This is a genomic window from Planomicrobium okeanokoites, from assembly GCF_003428875.1.
Lineage (GTDB): Bacteria > Bacillota > Bacilli > Bacillales_A > Planococcaceae > Planococcus > Planococcus okeanokoites.
Genome location: NZ_QQRS01000014.1, coordinates 23,643 through 42,809 on the forward strand (window position 1 = coordinate 23,643; position 19,167 = coordinate 42,809).

Annotated in this window: 16 protein-coding genes; 1 reads left to right on the forward strand and 15 read right to left on the reverse strand. The window is 34.4% G+C overall.

Annotated elements, in window-relative coordinates:
• Positions 1-176: 176 nt before the first annotated feature.
• Positions 177-1,349 (forward strand): O-antigen ligase family protein, encoded by a 1,173-nt coding sequence (locus D2910_RS15725; protein ID WP_117314157.1) that lies wholly within the window; start codon positions 177-179, stop codon positions 1,347-1,349.
• A gap of 221 nt (positions 1,350-1,570) precedes the next feature.
• Here D2910_RS15725 and D2910_RS15730 read toward each other — a convergent pair whose 3' ends face one another.
• The 15 genes from D2910_RS15730 to D2910_RS15800 form a co-directional block, all read right to left on the reverse strand.
• On the reverse strand, positions 1,571-2,572 hold the full coding sequence (locus D2910_RS15730; protein WP_117314158.1) for a GNAT family N-acetyltransferase: 1,002 nt from the start codon (positions 2,570-2,572) through the stop codon (positions 1,571-1,573).
• 154 nt (positions 2,573-2,726) lie between these two features.
• The gene (locus D2910_RS15735; protein ID WP_117314159.1) at positions 2,727-3,902 is read right to left on the reverse strand and encodes a DegT/DnrJ/EryC1/StrS family aminotransferase; all 1,176 of its coding nucleotides are present in this window, start codon (positions 3,900-3,902) and stop codon (positions 2,727-2,729) included.
• A gap of 18 nt (positions 3,903-3,920) precedes the next feature.
• Positions 3,921-4,571, reverse strand: coding sequence for an acetyltransferase (locus D2910_RS15740; protein ID WP_117314160.1), 651 nt, complete (start codon positions 4,569-4,571; stop codon positions 3,921-3,923).
• A gap of 1 nt (position 4,572) precedes the next feature.
• Entirely contained in the window at positions 4,573-5,178 is a 606-nt protein-coding gene (locus D2910_RS15745) for a sugar transferase (RefSeq protein ID WP_117314161.1), read from the reverse strand.
• Positions 5,162-6,415, reverse strand: a complete 1,254-nt coding sequence (locus D2910_RS15750) for a glycosyltransferase family 4 protein (RefSeq protein WP_117314162.1) — start codon at positions 6,413-6,415, stop codon at positions 5,162-5,164. The genes D2910_RS15745 and D2910_RS15750 overlap by 17 nt, the downstream gene beginning before the upstream one ends.
• A gap of 10 nt (positions 6,416-6,425) precedes the next feature.
• Positions 6,426-7,133: an N-acetyltransferase gene (locus D2910_RS15755; RefSeq protein ID WP_117314163.1), complete on the reverse strand. Its 708-nt coding sequence runs from the start codon at positions 7,131-7,133 to the stop codon at positions 6,426-6,428.
• Positions 7,134-7,183: 50 nt separating this feature from the next.
• Positions 7,184-8,254 carry a non-hydrolyzing UDP-N-acetylglucosamine 2-epimerase gene (gene wecB / locus D2910_RS15760; protein WP_117314164.1) on the reverse strand — a complete coding sequence of 357 codons (1,071 nt, stop codon included), beginning with the start codon at positions 8,252-8,254 and terminating at the stop codon, positions 7,184-7,186.
• Positions 8,251-9,360, reverse strand: coding sequence for a DegT/DnrJ/EryC1/StrS family aminotransferase (locus D2910_RS15765; RefSeq protein WP_117314165.1), 1,110 nt, complete (start codon positions 9,358-9,360; stop codon positions 8,251-8,253). The genes wecB and D2910_RS15765 overlap by 4 nt, the downstream gene beginning before the upstream one ends.
• Before the next feature lie 19 nt (positions 9,361-9,379).
• Positions 9,380-10,468, reverse strand: coding sequence for a glycosyltransferase family 4 protein (locus D2910_RS15770; protein WP_117314166.1), 1,089 nt, complete (start codon positions 10,466-10,468; stop codon positions 9,380-9,382).
• A gap of 140 nt (positions 10,469-10,608) precedes the next feature.
• Entirely contained in the window at positions 10,609-11,748 is a 1,140-nt protein-coding gene (locus tag D2910_RS15775) for a hypothetical protein (RefSeq protein ID WP_117314167.1), read from the reverse strand.
• 38 nt (positions 11,749-11,786) lie between these two features.
• Positions 11,787-13,115, reverse strand: coding sequence for a phenylacetate--CoA ligase family protein (locus tag D2910_RS15780; protein WP_117314168.1), 1,329 nt, complete (start codon positions 13,113-13,115; stop codon positions 11,787-11,789).
• Positions 13,116-13,125: 10 nt separating this feature from the next.
• The gene (locus tag D2910_RS15785; RefSeq protein ID WP_165850204.1) at positions 13,126-14,568 is read right to left on the reverse strand and encodes a lipopolysaccharide biosynthesis protein; all 1,443 of its coding nucleotides are present in this window, start codon (positions 14,566-14,568) and stop codon (positions 13,126-13,128) included.
• 44 nt (positions 14,569-14,612) lie between these two features.
• Positions 14,613-15,935 carry a nucleotide sugar dehydrogenase gene (locus D2910_RS15790; protein WP_117314170.1) on the reverse strand — a complete coding sequence of 441 codons (1,323 nt, stop codon included), beginning with the start codon at positions 15,933-15,935 and terminating at the stop codon, positions 14,613-14,615.
• A 26-nt stretch (positions 15,936-15,961) separates the two neighbouring features.
• A complete protein-coding gene (locus D2910_RS15795) occupies positions 15,962-16,972 on the reverse strand; it encodes a Gfo/Idh/MocA family protein (protein WP_117314171.1) in 1,011 nt (336 codons plus the stop codon).
• Positions 16,973-16,989: 17 nt separating this feature from the next.
• Positions 16,990-18,822, reverse strand: a complete 1,833-nt coding sequence (locus D2910_RS15800) for a nucleoside-diphosphate sugar epimerase/dehydratase (RefSeq protein WP_117314172.1) — start codon at positions 18,820-18,822, stop codon at positions 16,990-16,992.
• Positions 18,823-19,167: the final 345 nt, after the last annotated feature.

The following is a 19,167-nucleotide window of genomic DNA, read 5'->3' on the forward strand; positions in this document are numbered from 1 at the left end:
TTGAAATCAACTTACATAATAAGATTTATCATTATAAATACAGTTTAATAATTTTCTCCTACATCGTTCTTCTACAAAAGAAATTGTTATATAATAGTAAAAGTGTGATTTTGGAATACTGCCTTCTAATTAGAGAATGGATTCCTTATTGCAAAATCGATTTTGAGGTGAAGAATTTGGAGTCAACACGAATAAGACCTGTTGCACAACTCATTGCAACGGCCAGTATATTTGCTACTCTACTCGTCATGGGAATGCAGTTCACAGTACATCATTTTACAAGCAAGGAGTCTTTAATCTTTCCCACCATTATCCTTTCCATTGTTTTGATCTATCACTTTCTTATCGATAGAAAGTTGATCACAAACAAGAACAACTTACTCGTCTCTGGTTCTCTAATACTTTTCGCTACCTATTATGTATTGAATATCAACCGAGATGCACCGTTAAAACTCGAATACATAACATACTTTCTCACTATCGTTTTGCTCTTTACAGCAATCGTATTTTTCAAGAATAGAATTGTAGATAAACGTATGTGGATTATCTTTGTTTTTATATATGCCAATGTATTCTTTTTACCAACTTTGTTATCCATCAATAAATTAATTGCTGCTAATTCAAATGGAATAATCGCTTTTCTTTTATTGTTCTTCTGTTTAATTAATCTTAAAGAGAAGAATGTCATCTTGAAATCGTTAAATATTTATACTGCCTTTTTATTGGTTGTTACACTTTTCACGGCAACATCCAGAGCTGCCATAGTAGCGTTTTTCATAGTAATTCTTATGTTTTTCGCAATAAAATATCTACATAAATACACATTCCATATTCTAGTTTCCATTATTATAATGAGCCCGATAGTAACTGCTCTTTATGTTTATCTAAAACACACCTCAATTGGACAATCATTGAATGGTCTCAGTCTTCAAGTTACTGGCAAAAACTTTTTTTCCGGCAGAGACCGAATTTGGGGAGAAGCTGTAGAAAGTGTTTTTCAAAACAGCTTTTTTTGGACAGGCTCAGGAGTTAATATGGAATTTAAAGAGCTTGGCGGTTATCTTCATAATCTTTATATTCAAGTGTTTTATCAATCCGGTTTGATCGGTCTCATGTTAGTCGGTGGACTGCTCCTTTCGATAGCTTTTGCTGTCGGAAAAGCAAAAGTAATTGATACAGATTTTCGAATACTTATAGGTTACTTCACCGCAATCTTATTTTTACAAGTTTTTGAAGGTCATCTTATATATAAGTTTGAAATCATATCTGTTTTAATGTGGATTATTATTGCTTTTCTGATTAGAAAATCTTCTCATAGTTTGCCTGTTAACGCAGCACTTGAGAAATAAAGATAATATAAGTTTGACGCAGGAATTTTACGTGATGTAAACTCATACCAATTAATCGGTCAATTCTAAGAAAATATAAAATAATGAAAACCGTATGCCCTTAACTTTTCACTAGGGATACGGTTTTTACAATAATTCAGTTGTTTTACTTCAATTAGAAAACAGTTTAATTAATCTTATTAAAAAAAGATATTCTCTTCTTAAATATTTTCAAAATTTCATTAGTCTATAAAAGGAGAGAACCCTTGCCCTCTCTCATCTACACGATAAGCCGGAAAATAATCTACATACCTTTTAATTCTTGCTTTATCGCACAACTCTTCATAAACCTCTTCATTCCAAATTTTTCTTCCTATACAATACTTATAATCTGAAAGTACTCCAAAGTTATTTCTAAAACTTGCGTTCTCTTCTGTGTTTTTTTGAATCCAGTTCCCAGCTAAATGAATTAATTCTATTCCATTATTCCTGCACCACACTGTCAATCCATAATGCAACACAAATGCCGCATCCAAACTATCGCCGGTTCGGTCGGTTACAAATAAATGAGTTGTTAAAACCTTATCAGTAAGAATGTTCACTGACATTCCTACAACTTCTCCATCAAATTTCACTTCAACAAATATCAGCTGATCTTCCAGTAAATCTTTACAAAACTCGATATATTGTGGACTTTTATTTTCTTTACTATTCTGAACTTTAGTTAAAAATCGACTGAAGTCGCCTATTCTTTCTTTCTCTGTAAAAATCTCATAATCTAATCCACTTTTAAAAGCTTCTAGAACCTTAGCTATAGCCCCTACTGAAAACCCTTCAGCTACGGGATTAGAGTGTCTTGATATATCTATCCCTCTAGAATCCTCCACATAATCCAGCTCATAGCAATGTAAAAAATCCATCGAATTAAATAGCAATGGATGAAAGCGGATAAATTCCGAAACGATATTATTTTCCTGGCAATACATCATAAATTCATTTCGAAAATCATTGATCAAATCCCATTTATCTTCTTCTTTACATCCTTCAATAACTGGACCTCCATAAGTGAAGGGTGTGATTAAATCGTAGTAAATCACTCCTTCAAGCGGATTAGGCACTTCTCTTTTTATAAATAAATGTTTTACGGATCCCAAGGAGTTTTGGAATTCAAAAACCTCACATTTCCCCTTATAGACATCTTCATATAGCTTCCCATAATTTTGGTTCAGAATAAGATTTTTCATATCATTCCCTCCAATAATTGGTCGATTCTAATGCAGAAATCCTTTGTAGGAATAGAATATATAAACCAGGTTAAAAGAAGGTTAACTTCTCAATCTTTTATATCAAAAGAAAAAAGCATCTAATAACCGTGATACCGGTCATAGATGCTTGTAGTTAATTGCTTTTACTAGTCTGCAGACTTTGCTTTTCTTTTTGTAATACTTCAAAAAACTTATCAATAACTCTTTCCTGCTGTTCTACAGTCATGTTTGATCCGCTTGGCAAGCATAGACCTTGTTCAAATAAACGCTCACTGACTGCTCCGTTTTGATCATGTGAATAGAACATAGCATTTTCAAATAACGGCTGAAGATGAAGCGGTTTCCATACTGGACGAGCTTCTATGTTCTCTTTAGCGAATTCTTCAATAAGTTCATATGGTGTTGCCTTAATCTTTTTAGGATCCAAGGTCAATGTCGTTAACCAGCGGTTTCCATATGTATTGTCGAGTTCAGGCATAAAGTCTATTCCGTCTATATCTGCAAAAGCTTCCACATATCGATTAAAAACAGCTCTTCGTGCTTCAACACGCTCGTCAAGAACTTCTAGTTGCGCGCGTCCAACTCCAGCTAGTATATTACTCAATCGATAGTTATAACCGACTACGCTATGCTGATAATGCAATGCATTATCACGCGCTTGGGTGGCCAGGAAACGAGACTGCTTCAATGCAGCAACATCATTGGATACTAACATTCCGCCACCGGATGTTGTAATAATTTTATTGCCGTTAAATGAAAAAACACCGAACTTGCCAAAAGATCCACTGGCTTTTCCTTTGTAAGAAGCTCCAAGGGACTCAGCAGCATCTTCAATAACTGGCACATCGTAATGATTACAGATATTCATCAATTCATCCATCATAGCTACTTGACCATACAGGTTTACGATAATAACGGCCTTGGGCAACTTGTTGTTTTCATCTGCTTCTTTCATTGCTCGCGCTAACGCATCAGGCGACATATTCCACGTGTTTTCTTCAGAATCTATGAATACTGGAGTAGCTCCTGTATAAAGTATCGGGTTAGCACTGGCTACAAAAGTTAAGCTGGAGCAAAATACTGTGTCTTCTTTTCCAACGTTCAACAATTCTAGCGCTAAATGAATCGCCGCGGTACCAGAACTCACAGCTGCAGCATCTTCCATTTTAACGTAACTAGCAATTTCCCGTTCAAATGCATCGACGTTGGGTCCTAAAGGAGCAATCCAATTCGTTGTGAATGCATCTTTAATATAGTCTTGTTCCCTCCCGCTCATATGAGGCGAAGAAAGAAATATACGTTCTGTCATTTATATCTCTCCTAATTTTTAACGGTTAGCTGCGTTTGTTGTTTTCGATTCTTTTTTTATAACTTTAGCTGGCACTCCAACCGCCGTAGAATATTCTTCGATGTCATCTATAACAACAGATCCTGCTCCTATTACACTCCATTGTCCTATCGACTTTGTGGGAATTACGGTTGCTCCTGCCCCAACATGAACCCCTTTATGAATCGATACTCCACCAGTTATCATAGCACCAGGAGATACATGGACATAATCATCAACCAAGCAATCATGCTCTATCACCAAACGAGTATTCAAAATAACGTGGTTTCCTATTGTAGCAGCCGCGTTAACTATCACTCCAGGCATAACAACTGAGCCGTGCCCAATCGAAGCGCTTGGACTAATTATAGCTTCTTTATGAACAACAGTAGCGTAATGACAATCCTGTAAATTAAGGCGATCAACAATTTTTTTGCGAATTGGGTTAGACCCAATCGCAATTATAACTTTGGCATTTTCCCGGTCAATTAAACCGCGGACTTCTGAAACCGGTCCAAGCCAAGTTTCGCCTTCTTTGAAAGGCTCTTCATACTTATCATCCAGACGAGCTATCACTTTGTTTCCAGAGGAAACGACATTATCAGCTATCACACGGGCATGCCCGCTGTCGCCTATCAAAATTACATTCATGTTATTGCCCCCTGCTGCTTTTGTTTCCCTTGAACTTTGTCATCGTCGCTTGACCATCCTGAGAAATTCCTTCCGACTTGAATACTTTCAATACAGTCATGAAGAGAATTTTTATATCCAAGAAAAATGAACGGTTTTCTACGTACCATACATCATATTCAAACTTCTTTTCCCAGGAAATTGCGTTTCTCCCGTTGACTTGGGCCCATCCAGTTATTCCAGGTCGAACTTCATGTCTCTTCAACTGTCTCTCATTATATAAACTCATGTACTCCATTAATAAAGGCCTTGGCCCGACGAAACTCATGTCTCCTTTAAGTACATTTACTAATTGTGGCAGTTCATCCAAGCTAAGTTTTCTCAAGAGTTTGCCAAAAGAAGTTAGCCTTATGTCATCTGATAACAGGGTTCCTTTATCGTCACGTTCATCCGTCATTGTACGGAACTTATAAACATAAAAGGGACTTCCTTTAAGGCCAGGTCGTTCTTGTTTGAAAATAACTGGACTGCCAATTTTTATTCGTATCAACAAAGCAGTTATCAAAATGATTGGAGAGAATATAGTGAATGTTGCTAAGCTAACGAAAAAATCAAATGTTCTTTTCATAATTTAAAACTCCACTGTTTTCCTTATGACTCTTTATATCAGAATTTACTATTTTTAGAAAGCCTTCATTCAGTATATTCCATGAATAATGATCATAAGCAAAATTTTTTATAGCTTCCCTGTCAATTTCCGAAGCATTTGTTATACCTTCCTTTAAGAAGTCCAACGAATCTGAGTTAATAATTCCCTGCGTGTTTTCTAGATTTCCTAAATCTTTTAAATTCGAATAAGCTATTATGGGAAGCCCTAAAGAAAGGTAATCATAAATCTTATTCATACTGAACCCCCAATTATATAACGGAGAATCCTTCATTGAAATTAGGCCACAATGAGCATGTGATAAAAGAAAAGGAATTTGTTCTTTTGGTATCGGATCTAAGAAAGTAATATTTTGCAAATCCAATTTTTGAGAAGAATCAATCAATCCAGCTTTCAAAGCTCCTCCTCCTACAAACAAAAAATGGTATTCCTTTTCTTCTTTCATTTTCTCTACTAATTCAATTAATGGTGTGAGATGGTTCGCTTCACCAAAACTTCCAACATACATACATAGTTTCTTGTTTTCAAAAGTATTTAATACACCATTTAATTCAGATGACTCTTTTAAATGCGACACTCTTTCAGCATTATATCCATTTGGAAGATAAATGGGTTTCTTATTGTATAAACCTTTTGAAATTGCATATTTATGTGCTTTTTCAAATAAGAAGATTACTCTATCAGATTCACGATATAACTTTTTTTCAATTGAGAAGAGTACCTTTGAAACAATATTTTTTTCACTTATAATACCAAAATCAATAAAAGTTTGTGGCCAAAGATCTCTTTCTTCGAAGTAAAATAGTGATTCCACTTTTTTTGAGTTCTTTAATCCAATTAGAGCAGTAAGAGGATGAACGCTGGAACCAATAATCAAATCCGGAATCTCTCTTTTCAATACATCTTTCATAATTTTATTTAAACGAAAAGAAAATACTGAAATGTTAATTAATCTTTTGAACGGATTTCCGTACGGTGGTGTCTTAATCCAAGTAAATATTACATCATCAATTATTTCATCTATAAAATTTTCTTTCTTGTACGTAACAGTTTCTCTTCTTTCAAAATGATTAAAAGAAGATGCAAAAATACGTACTCTATGACCTTCTTTGATTAATTGGCTAGCCAGGTCATAATGACGAGTTCCACCAATAGTACGAGGAGCAACAGCGTAGTGATTTAAAATCCAAATATTCATAATCTCTTCCTTACTGGTTTCTTAAGAGTTGGTTTTCTGGAACTTTTCTTACTTCTTTTGCAGGAGAACCAACAACTAAACTTTCTTTTTCAACGTCTTTAGATACAATGCTCCCAGCTGCCACTGTTCCATCTTCATGAATTATTTTTCCGGGCAGTACAGTTGCATTAGCACCGATTCTGCCACCATCTTTAATAGTTACACCTTTAAATTTATCGTAGCGGTCTTTGCTTCGAGCCATATAGTTATCATTAGTAGTAACTACATAAGGAGCAATAAATACATAGTCCCCTACTTCAGAGTAAGCGGTAATATAACTATTAGTTTCAAGCTTGCAGTTACTTCCTATTACACAATCGTTTTCAATCGCCACTCCTCTGCCTACGATTGTTTTTTCTCCAACAGTTACTCGTTCACGAATAGTAGCCAAATCAGCAATAAATACATCCTCATTAATTTCAGCATTCGCGTATATAATTGCTGAAGTTCCAACTGTCACCCCTGACTCTATTTTTGCAGGTGGTAGCTTTTTAACTTCTGGCAAAATCGAGGCTTTTGCACGTGTTGGTTGTTTTCCTATAACCGCGTTATCCTGAATAATAACATTGTTGCCAATTTCAGTTCCTTCATAAATTACTACATTGTGTCCCAAAGTAACATTTATTCCAAATTTTACATTTTCATTTACTACAGTATTATTGCCTTTAGTGATCGTCATGTTAACTCCTCCTAAAAAGAAAGCTAGCCTATGTGTAGACTAGCAATTTTTTATTTAAAATACTTTTTCATAGTTGATACAATTTTTTTAGCTGCATGTCCATCACCGTACAAACTTTCAACTGGTTTTCCAATTTCAAGATTAAGAAGTTTTTCTGCCAAATTGTCTGTTAACGGGTTGACCAATTGGTTCCATCCAGCTTCAACTGTTTCAACCCATTCAGTTTGGTCTCTTAGAGTAAGGCATGGCACTTTAGCAAAATAAGCTTCTTTCTGAACTCCGCCTGAATCCGTAACAATCATTTTTGCATTTTTTTCTAAAAAGAGCATTTCCAAATATGAAATAGGCTCAACCACTCGAATGTTCCCTGAATTCACCAAAATACTATTGAAACCATTTTCTTCAATCATTTTCTTTGTTCTAGGATGTAAAGGCAGAAATACTGTCTCTTTGATTTTAGAGAAAGAATTTAATATTGCGCTTAGCTTTTTAGGATTATCGGTGTTATCAGCTCTATGAATAGTTCCAAGAATATAATTCTTCTGATCCAATCCATAATCTTTTAGAGAATATCTTTCCTCAGCTAATCCTATATTAAATTTAACTGCATCATACATGACATCTCCAACTTGATAAACTCCTGCTGTAATTCCTTCTGTTTTTAAATTTTTTACAGCATTATCAGTCGGAGCAAATAGTAATGTGGAGATGTGATCCGTTAAAACTCTGTTTATTTCTTCTGGCATTTCTTTGTTATAGCTTCTTAGTCCTGCTTCTATGTGCACTATTGGAATATGAAGTTTTGAAGCAACAATTGCCCCAGCCAAAGTTGAATTTGTATCCCCATAAACTAGAATTACATCTGGTTTTTCTTTTTCTACTACTTCTTCCACCGCTATCATCATTCGACCGGTTTGTCTGCCATGTGGAGCTGATCCAATACCTAAGTCGTAATCTGGTTTCGGTATTTTTAATTCATCAAAAAATACTCCAGCCATTTTATAGTCATAATGTTGACCTGTATTCACCAAAACTTCTGTAAACGATTCGCGTAATACTCGTGAAACCGCTCCTACTTTAACTAGTTGTGGTCGAGTACCAGCTATTGTCAAAACTTTCATAAGTAAAACTCCATAATTTTATCAACAATATATTCTTGATGTTCTACAGGCAGTTCGGGATACATCGGAAGGGAAATGGCTTCTTTGGCTGCCTTTTCCGTTTCAGGCAAATCACCATCTTTATATCCCAACTCTTTAAATACTGGTTGTATATGCAATGGCATCGGATAATATACCATAGTAGAAATCCCTTGTTCTTTTAAGTATGCTTGTAACTCATCTCGTTTTGGAACTCTTAATGTATATTGATGGAATACGTGATGGTTTCCTTCTTTTACTATTGGTGTTTGAATAATGTGCGACAGTTTTTCATTTAGTAGCTGTGTATATGTTTTTGCATGTTTTCGTCTCATATTTGACCAATCTTCTAGATGAGGAAATTTCACATTTAGTATTGCAGCTTGCATTTCATCAAGTCGGCTATTATAGCCTAAAACGTGGTGATAATATTTCGGTTTACTACCATGTACTCTAATTACTCTTGCTTCTTCTGCAAGGTCATCATTGTCTGTAACAATCATGCCTGCATCTCCATAAGCACCGAGGTTTTTAGTAGGAAAAAAACTATAAGTTGCAGCTGTTCCTAGTTCACCAACTCTTTTGCCATTTTGTTTAGCTCCGATAGCTTGTGCTGCATCTTCTATAACAATTAGATTATATTTATCTGCAATCGCCTTAATAGCTTCCATGTCTGCCATCTGTCCATAAAGATGAACTGGAATAATTGCTTTCGTCTTATCAGTTATTACTTCTTCAATTTTATTAGGATCGATATTGAAAGTAATCGGATCAATATCCACATATTTTGGGTTAGCACCCGCACGAACGATTGCTCCACCGGTCGCAAAGAAAGTAAACGCTGTAGTAATTACTTCATCTCCTTCTTTGACACCTGCTGCTTGAAGAGCAATATGTATAGCATCGCTTCCATTTGCTACTCCTATGCCATTATTTACATTGCTGAAAACCGCAATATCGGACTCTATCTTTTTTACATTTCCACCCAATATGAATTGTGAGGAAGACATAACCTCATCAAGTGATTCTATTATTTCATTTTTAAGTTTTTTATACTGATCTGATAAGTCTAACATTGGAATATTCATTAAAATCCTTCTTTCTTATTTAAAATTTTTTATATATGTCAATCAACTTTACACTTTCCGCTTCCCAATTATACTTTAATTCCACAGCTTTTCTTCCATTCTTACCCATTTTCAAAGCGATTTCAGGATTTTCAAAAACATAGTTAATTGCATCAGCGATAGTTTGAGCATTTTCCGGATCTACACACAATCCACAATCAGCATCCTCAATAATAGAACGCCACAAAGGAAAATCGGAACAAATTACAGGAATACTAGCTGACATGTATTCAAACATTTTATTTGGTTGAGCATTTATATGATTTGGCTCTGGTAAAAAGGTAACCATTCCTGCTTTTGAACGTGATAGTAAATTCTTTACTTCATCTCTACTGAGTATCCCTAAGTACTCTATATTTTCGCTTCTTTTCAAATCATTTTTTAAGTTCTCTGTGTTAATAGGGCCAGCAACTTTAATATTTCCCGAAATTAATCTTGCACTTTTTATAAGTTCTGACGAACCTCTAATGGGTACTAACCCTCCAACATAACTAACATAATTAATTTCAGTTTCCTGAGATATTTTGTCACTTGATTGAAGTTCTTTAAGTAAGGGATAATTATTTACGTTAATGGTTCTGTCGTTAATTTTTTTAAATCGCTCCGTTATATATGGAGTTGCTGTTATTAAATAATCAAATTTTTTAGCCGCCCTATTTTCGTAATATTCAAAAATAGCCGATAAAGGCTTTCTTACCATTGGACTAATCCATTTTTTCGACAAAATTGCACGAGGTAAATCTTCATGAATATCATATAAAACTATCTTTTTATTTTTTTTTAGTTTAAGGGCAATCGGAATAAGCTCAGGATCATGAAAGTGATAGAGACTTGCGTTAATTTCTAAAGCTTTTTTATATACAGTATCTACCGTTTTCGTCATTCTATTTAGTCTACTTCCGTCATTGACTTTGACACCATGAATTTGAACGCCATTAGAAGTAGAGTCTACTGCCCCGGGGACAATATAGTGAACTTCGAATCCTGCTTGAGCTAATGAAGTACATTCTTTTAAAAAAATTCTTGTATCATTTTCAGAATGTACAGAAGTAATATGACAAATTTTCATTTTTTCTCCTTTTTATACAATAAATTCCCCATAATTAATAGGGTTAATAGTGAAACTAAAAAGCCATGAGTTAACAATGTAGTGAATAATGCAGAGTTCACTAAAGAAAAAGCTGGTATGGCTATTAATGCTGAAATTAATTAAGAAGGAAGCATAGTTACAAAACTATCAAGTATTCTTAAAATCAATCCTAAAATAAACGCAAATAGGAACATTCCTAAAAATCCGAAATGACTATAAGCGTCACCTAGAAAACCTACATTTGGTCCAAAATCTCGATTCCAATACTCCCAAGATATTATTCTAGTAACGCTAGCTTGGTAAGGATATTCCAGAAAAGAACTAAAAATTGAATTTGATAAATTTATATAAGGATTATAGTCTTCTTTAAAAAAATCATAGTAAATTAAGTGTAAATTCGACGGAACAAAAAATTGTCTTCTAATAAACATTGAAGACCATTGATGATCATTATAAAAAATAAAAAATAAATAACTAAACATAAGAATCATGGTAATAGAAATTGTAGAATACAATAACAGGCTTTTTCTTTTAGCTAAAAAGTATAAACTCATAACTAAAACAGGAGCAAAAAGAAAAGATTTGAAATTTGTCATTCCAAATAATAGAAGTTGTAATACTATTGCTAGAATTATTATATTTCTATTCTTTTTAAACAGCCCCCACACCAGTGCCCCCATATTAAAGGAATTTCCAACCCACGTTATGAAATATCCGAGAAGTGGTCCTTTAGCAGCCATCGTTACATACTCTGCTCGAACGTCATAAACTTCTTTTAGATTGAAATTAAAACGAGTAAGTCCACCGGTAAAGATTAAATATGAATAAACATAAATGTAAATAAGAATTATACCTAGTAGTAATGTATTCATTAAACTTGCATGTAAAATTCTAAACTTCAAAATAGGAAAATACATTATTTGTAAGATGATAAGTATAAAACTGATAACAATCGCTGCTACATAGTAATTATCAGCATCTTGGTATGCGTATAATGTTAAAATTGGAACAATAATGGATAAAAACAGTATAAGTATTACAACTCTGCTTGGCTTATTTGGTTGATTTATAAGTGGGATTACAAAAATACTTACTATGACTAAAAGTATGTACGAATATAGGTGTTTTTCAGAAGAGTAGTTTAAATAAAATAAATCTCCCATAAAGTACTTTGAAACGTAGACAAAATAAAGATAATCAAAAATAGCTTTCAAAAAAATTATTGATAAAAATTGAATGAAGTAATTTATTTTATGCATAACATCACATTTCTTTAATTTTATTTGCTAGCGCTTTATTATTTAAAATCATCATTAATTATAAATTTATGTTTCTTATTATTTTCACTAAACCCTTTACTATCATCTAAATAGTTAAAGTCGATTTTAATTTCATTAACATGTTCTTTTAAAGAATTTGAAATAAAAAGTTCTTGCGACATATCGTATTTTTCCCCCTTTACAACATTTATCTTTACACTGTCTTTTCCAGTCTGTATAATTTGATAACTTTCAATATCAATTTTCCCCATAAGAACTGTTAATACCGGACTACCAATATATGTCTCATTGATTTTTAAATAGTCAGTAGTTCTTCCTGCAATGCCTTTTAAAAGTGGTCTCTTACAGCCACATTTGCAATCTTCTATATAAATTTCTCCCAAATCTCCAGTATCATATCTTATTAAAGGCATAGCGTAATTAAATAAATTTGTAGCTAATATTTTTCCTTCTTCCCCAATAATTTGATCTGTGCCATCATCGTTGGTAACTTCTAAAATCGCCCGTTCAAAGTCAATGTGCATCCCATTATGATAATTGCACTCGAAGGCCGTAATACCACCGTCATTTAAACCATAATTATCAAAGACTTTAGCTTTAAATACTGATTCAATAATATTTCGTTGATTAGGCATTAACTTTTCTGAAGTCGAAAAAATTGCTTGAATTTGAAATTCTAATTGCATATTGTTATCTCGTAAATAAGATGCAAATAAAAATAATGAACTAGCGTATCCTCTTAAAAATTTCGGTTTTTTCTTATTTATGTCTCGAAAAAATGCTTCAAAATCTTTTTCATTCATTCCATAAGAAGAAAAATGGTTGAAGTTCATTAGCCAGTCTTGAATTTTCGACTTTAAGGATTGCGTATTCGAAGTTAGAGAGGAACCAGCTATTATGGACATTGAATCTCCTAATTGATAATTCCCAAATTCAAAACCTCTTAATAATAAGGCTACACCTTTAGAGTAATCTGTCTCACTCATTAAAAACTTTAAAGGAACCCCAGTAGAGCCACCTGTAGAACCTTTAACTATTTTTTCATTATAATTTTTTGGAATAAATAGTTCTGGATTTTTCTTTATAATTTCTTTAGTCAAAATAGGCAGCTTAATTAAGTCTTTAGTTGTTTGAATATCACTAACTTTTAAGTTCAATTCGCGAAATAAATTACTATAATAAGGTATTTCCTTAACTACATAAGAAATCAATTCTTTCAATTTTATATTTTGATATTCCTTTTGTCCATTTCTATCAAGACTTTCTAGCTTTTTTATTTCTTTATATGCCTTGATAACTTTTGGTCGCTTAATGTAGTATGCTGTTATAAATTTTAATTTGTTCATGCTAACTCCTTTATTTATTATATTTTGAGAGCTTAACTTCGTTTAATCTTTTTTGGAATCTAATTAAGAAAAAAGTAATTATAATTAAGAAACTTAAGGTTATTAGCAAAATCGAGTTGCTATTTATAATTTTAAATAAAGAAATTATAAATATGAAAGGTAAACCAATGAGACTTTCTATAATAAGTACTGCAATAGTCGTCCGAATTTTTGTTCCAGTCTTTTTCAATAACCAAGTTATTTGAATAAACCAAAGTATTGCGCCGGTGATTCCAAACATCGCAATGGTGAGGAGATCATTTCCAATTGTTCCTCCTATAGCTAGCACAGCAACCCGACTTATAAATAGTACTAAATTAAAAAACAGACTCTCCTTTTGGAGCTCAAGAATGGTGAAAATATGAGATAAAGGAGAGGAGATAAATACAAACAACAACCAAGTAGCAATTAGCTGAACATAAATACCTGCTTTAACCCATTCAGAACCGAAAATAATCATAAATAATTCGGGCGATATTATCGCTACTACTATAATTGGAACCAAACCTATACTTAAAAGTGTTTTAAAAATTTGCAAACTAAAAATTTCAAGTTTATTATCATGACTTTTTTCAACAGCTTTTTGTAAATAAGGTTGTGCAATTGCATTTCCTACTATAGAAATTGGCGCTGCTAAGACACGGTTTGCTAAAGTATAATACCCTACTATAGTTGGATTGAAATAGAAAGCTAACATAAATAGAGGCAATTGAACTGAGAGCGTATTTAAAAGAGCCGAACCAGAATAGAATAGAGGAAACCTTTTATACCTAATTAACATTTTTTTTAAATTTAACTTAGTTATAAATCCCTTATTCTCTTTTAATTTATTGATTGAAGTATATCCCATTTTCAAAACTGCAACGAGTTGACCCACAACTTGTGCTGTTATCAATATCAAAGAGCTTCCACCTAAGAAACCCCCTCCAATTTGATAGGTTACTATGGTTGAAGATCTATAATATTGAGTTGCAGCTATTAACTTAAAATCCTGGTTTCGAATATTCCAATTCGATAACGCTTGAAATATACCTAAAAGTAGCACCGCAACTGGAAATAACCAGACATAAGTCGCAAAGTGTTCATCAATAAACTTTATTTCCATGGTATTGTGCACAACTACAATTGCTGTCATCAGTACAGCACTAAAACTCATAGCAAATAATATTGATAATGCAAATATATTTACAGCATCTTCCTCTTTCTTGGGGAGAGCTATTGCGAGTTCATATTTAAAACTTGCAATAACAGAAAAAACTCCAAGCAATGCAATAAACAATCCAAGTTCACCAAATTCTTCAGGTGTATATAAGCGTGTCAAAATCGGAGATGCTAATATTGGAAGAATTTGAGCAAAAGCAGTTCCAGTTATTAGTGTTATAACATTTTTAGAAAAAGATCTTTTTTCACCCACAATTTATCCTTCCAATCTATTAACACTGAATCTTAGATCGATTATTATAATTTATAATAATTGTCGTTAGAAACGCCGGTATTACGCGTATCTAAGATAATTTTGCTATTTTCACCAATCTTTTCATAGTCAAAGGCGCTATGATTAGTAGCAATCAAGACTAAATCAGTTGAATTTAACTTATCAGCAGACAATTCAACAGTTCGTATTAACTCACCGTGCAACTTGAAATCGGCTATATAAGGATCAACAACTTCCCATTTGCAGCCTGTACTTGTAAGCCTATCCAGTATAGGTAGTACTGGGGATTCTCTGTAATCGTCGATATCTTTTTTATATGCTACTCCAAGAACTAAAATTTTTGAGCCGTTTAATGCTTTCCCCTGAGTATTTAAAATTTCAGCGCAACGTTGTACTACAAAATCAGGCATACTATCATTAATCTCTCCAGCAGTTTCAATTAACTTTGTATGGTAATTATATTCACGTGCTTTCCAAGTTAAATACCAAGGGTCTATTGGAATACAGTGTCCTCCTAATCCTGGTCCTGGATAAAACGGCATGAACCCATAAGGTTTAGTGGCCGCAGCATCAATTACTTCCCATACATCAATACCCATTTTGTGACAAAGAATTGCCATTTCGTTAGCTAATGCTACATTAATGTTTCTAAAAGTATTTTCTAAAAGTTTTTCCATTTCTGCTACTGCTGGGCTTGAAACTTCATGGACATCGCCTTCAAGTACTGCTCTGTACATAGCAGCCGCAACTTTAGTGCAGCTTTCTGTAATTCCACCGACAACTTTAGGCGTGTTTTTTGTATTGAAATCTTTATTACCGGGATCTACTCGCTCTGGAGAATATGCTAAAAAGAAATCCTCTCCACAAATCATTCCTGAAGATTCTAAAATTGGTTTAATCAATTCTTCTGTGGTACCTGGATACGTGGTACTTTCCAAAACTATTAATGTTCCTTTAGTAAAGTTAGCTGCAATTGCTTTTGCTGAACTTTCTACATAATTCATATTCGGCTGCTTGTAAATATCTAAAGGTGTTGGGACACAAATGGCTACAGCATCCACTTCTTTTATAAAAGAATAATCAGTAGTAGCTTTTAATTTTCCGGAAGCTACCAGTGACTCCAAATCAGCAGGCAATACATCACCAATATAGTTTATTCCCTCGTTTACATTGCTTACTTTTTCTTCTTGAACATCAAAACCGATAACATTGAATCCCGCTTTCGCTTTTTCCACTGCTAAAGGCAATCCTACATAACCCAGACCTACAACTCCGATTGTTGCATTTTTAGTATTAAGCTTTTCAATTAGTATCATTTCTAATTTTTCTAATGTGTTTTGTTTCATATAATTACTCCTCTAGTTTCTAAGTTTTAAATACTTATTATTTTTTTTGATTCAGCAGATTCATAAAATGCTAGAACCAGCTTTAATGCATTTTTACCGTCTTCTCCTGTTACAGCCGGATCAATGTTATTCTCTAGAGCAAATATCATTTCTTCAATAATTCTTTGATGTCCTGGGGTTCCCCAAGGATCTGATTCTACTTTTTCAATTATTAATTTCATATCAGATTCTGATAAATCTTGTATTTCAAGATGTTCAAAGTACAAAGCATTAGATCCGCCGATTTTTAATGTACCCTTTTCCCCGAAAATTGTAATGGACTCTTCGAAATTTTTAGGATAAACAGTAGTCGCAGCTTGGACATTAGCTATGGCACCATTTTCAAATCGAATAACTCCTGTCGAAACATCTTCCGCTTCAATATTCCGTAATCTTGTAGCTTCCATACTGAAAATTTCAGCAGGTGTTCCCATAAACCAGAGCAGCAAATCCAAATTATGTATAGCTTGATTCATTAACACTCCACCGTCATGAGTTTTAGTTCCACGCCAAGGTGCTTGATTGTAATATTCCTGCCCACGATTCCAGTTAACTATGCAATTAGCATGACTGATTTTTCCTAGCAAATTCTGATCGAGGATTTTTTTTGTTTCTTGGACAGCTGTTCTAAATCTATTGGGGTGTACAATTGTGAGTTTCACATCATTCTCTTTAGCTGCATTAATTATTCGATCTGTTTCCTCTAAAGTCATTGCAATAGGTTTCTCTAACACAATATGTTTTTTAGCCGCTGCTACTTCTTCTGCTATGACTGCATGCAATCCACTAGGAGTACATATGCATACCACATCAATATTCTTATCTTTCAGCATTTCAACTGAATCTAAATACGGCTTAGCACCATATTCATTTTTATAAAACTCCATCGTTTCTGGAACTCTGTCACATACCGCAATTAATTCAGCATTAGATATATTTTTTATTGCTAATGCATGTTTTTTTGCAATAAAACCACAACCAATTATAGCGAAATTCATAATTATCCCTCTGTTTCTTATAATTTTATAGCTACTCTATCTGAACTTACATTCTTTCTATTAGCTAAACTAATTAGTACATCTTTAACTTCTTCGCTGCTCATATTAGGCAGTTTTTCAAGTAACAGCGTTAATTCAAGCTCTGCTGCCGGATTCGCTCTCCCGACATAAATCTTCGGAAACACCATCTCGCTCTGGATTTCGTCCTCATTCAGCAGTTCTTCAAATAGCTTCTCCCCAGGACGGATCCCCGTCTCTTTGATCGGTATATCCAACTCTGTATACCCAGATAATCGGATTAAATTACGCGCAAGATCAACAATCTTAACAGGTTCGCCCATATCCAACACGAAGACTTCCCCGCCCTCTGCTAACGTACCTGCCTGTATTACGAGACGGGACGCTTCGGGAATTGTCATGAAATAACGGGTCATCTTACTGTCTGTGATAGTAACCGGACCACCTGCTGCAATTTGCTTCTTGAAAAGCGGAATAACCGATCCCCTTGAACCAAGTACGTTACCGAATCTGACGGCTGCAAATTTAGTCTCACTGCGTTTTGCTAAGTTTTGTACAAGCATTTCAGCAAAACGCTTCGTCGCTCCCATTACATTCGGCGGGTTAACGGCTTTATCAGTAGAAACCATTACGAAGTTTTTGACCCCACTGATATGGGCTGCATCCGCAACATTCTTCGTCCCAAAGATATTGTTCTTGACCGCTTCCATTGGATTTCCTTCCATTAAAGGAACATGTTTATGCGCTGCGGCGTGATAAACTACATCCGGCTTGTACTGCTCCATAATTGTAAACATCCGGTCTCTGTCTTGTACATCCGCGATAATCGGAATGATTTCAGTGTCAGGAGTCAGCTTTTTGCGCAACTCCATATCAATCAGGTAGATCGAGTTTTCACCATGTCCGAGAAGAAGAAGTTTCTTCGGACCAAAGCGCATAATCTGTCTGGAGATTTCGGATCCGATCGAACCGCCTGCACCAGTTACCAGAATCGTCTTACCCGTTAACTGGTTCGCGATTTTATTCATATCTAACTGCACTTCATCGCGCCCGAGAAGATCTTCGATTTTGACATCGTGCATATCCGTTACAGAAACTTTTCCGGTCATGATATCTTCAATCATCGGAATTGTTTGAGTATGGATACCTGTATCGACGCAGCGCTTCATAAGCTCGGCGCTTTCCTGTCTGCTCATGGATGGAATCGCCACGATAATCCTTTCGATTTCATTGTCTTTAACAATTTCTTCGATAGAGTCGGTGCCTGAGTTCGCTACGCGGATGCCATGAATTTCATAACCATGCTTTTTGACGTCATCATCCAAATAAATGACAGGTACTAAACCGTTTTCCGGATTGGTCAATAATTGTCTTGCTACCATCTGCCCTGCTTGACCGGCTCCAATAATCATGGTTGGCTTTAAATCACCTGTTTTCACACGGTACTTCGAATCCCTGAAAATTCTCCAGGACAAACGAGATCCTCCGATTAATAAGAGATGAAGCATCCATGTAATTGCCAAAGCGCGCCACAATACTTCACCTTTAAAAAGAAACTGAACTATACCCACAGCAAGAATTGAAAAGCCCACAGCTTTAAAAATCAGCTTCAATTCACCGATTGAAGCATATTCCCATACTTTACGATAAAGGCCGAAATAAGTTGCAAAAGCGTGATGGGCTGCAAAAATCGTAATAGCGCTTGCTATCAGGAAAGGCCTTTCGAAGGGATTGACTAGCGGGTGGAGGAGGAAATAACCGATAAAAATAGAGAAAAATACAATTAAAGAGTCCACCACAGCGAGTAATGATGTTCGGTTTTTCAAAGACATACAATCGCTCTTTTCTGTTATGAAATAATATTTTTTTGCATAAACAGTGAATATATAACAAAAACTTAGTTTATCGTAACACGACTATTATCCTAAGTCACTGTCGAATTGTGTCGATTGTGTTGGGAAAATCCTAGAATGGGCTGAAAACGCTAGACATTTTCAGCCGTCCATAAAAATTCATTAGAATATAGGTCTAAAGACTATATATTTAATATAAATTATATCAAGAAAATATTTTCCACCATTTCCCTTTTTGAACAGTTTACGGCTCCAGCACATGAAGATTTTCATTGAGCAGGATTCGATCGTTGTTTTCAAGGAAGATATCGACAAATTCATGTA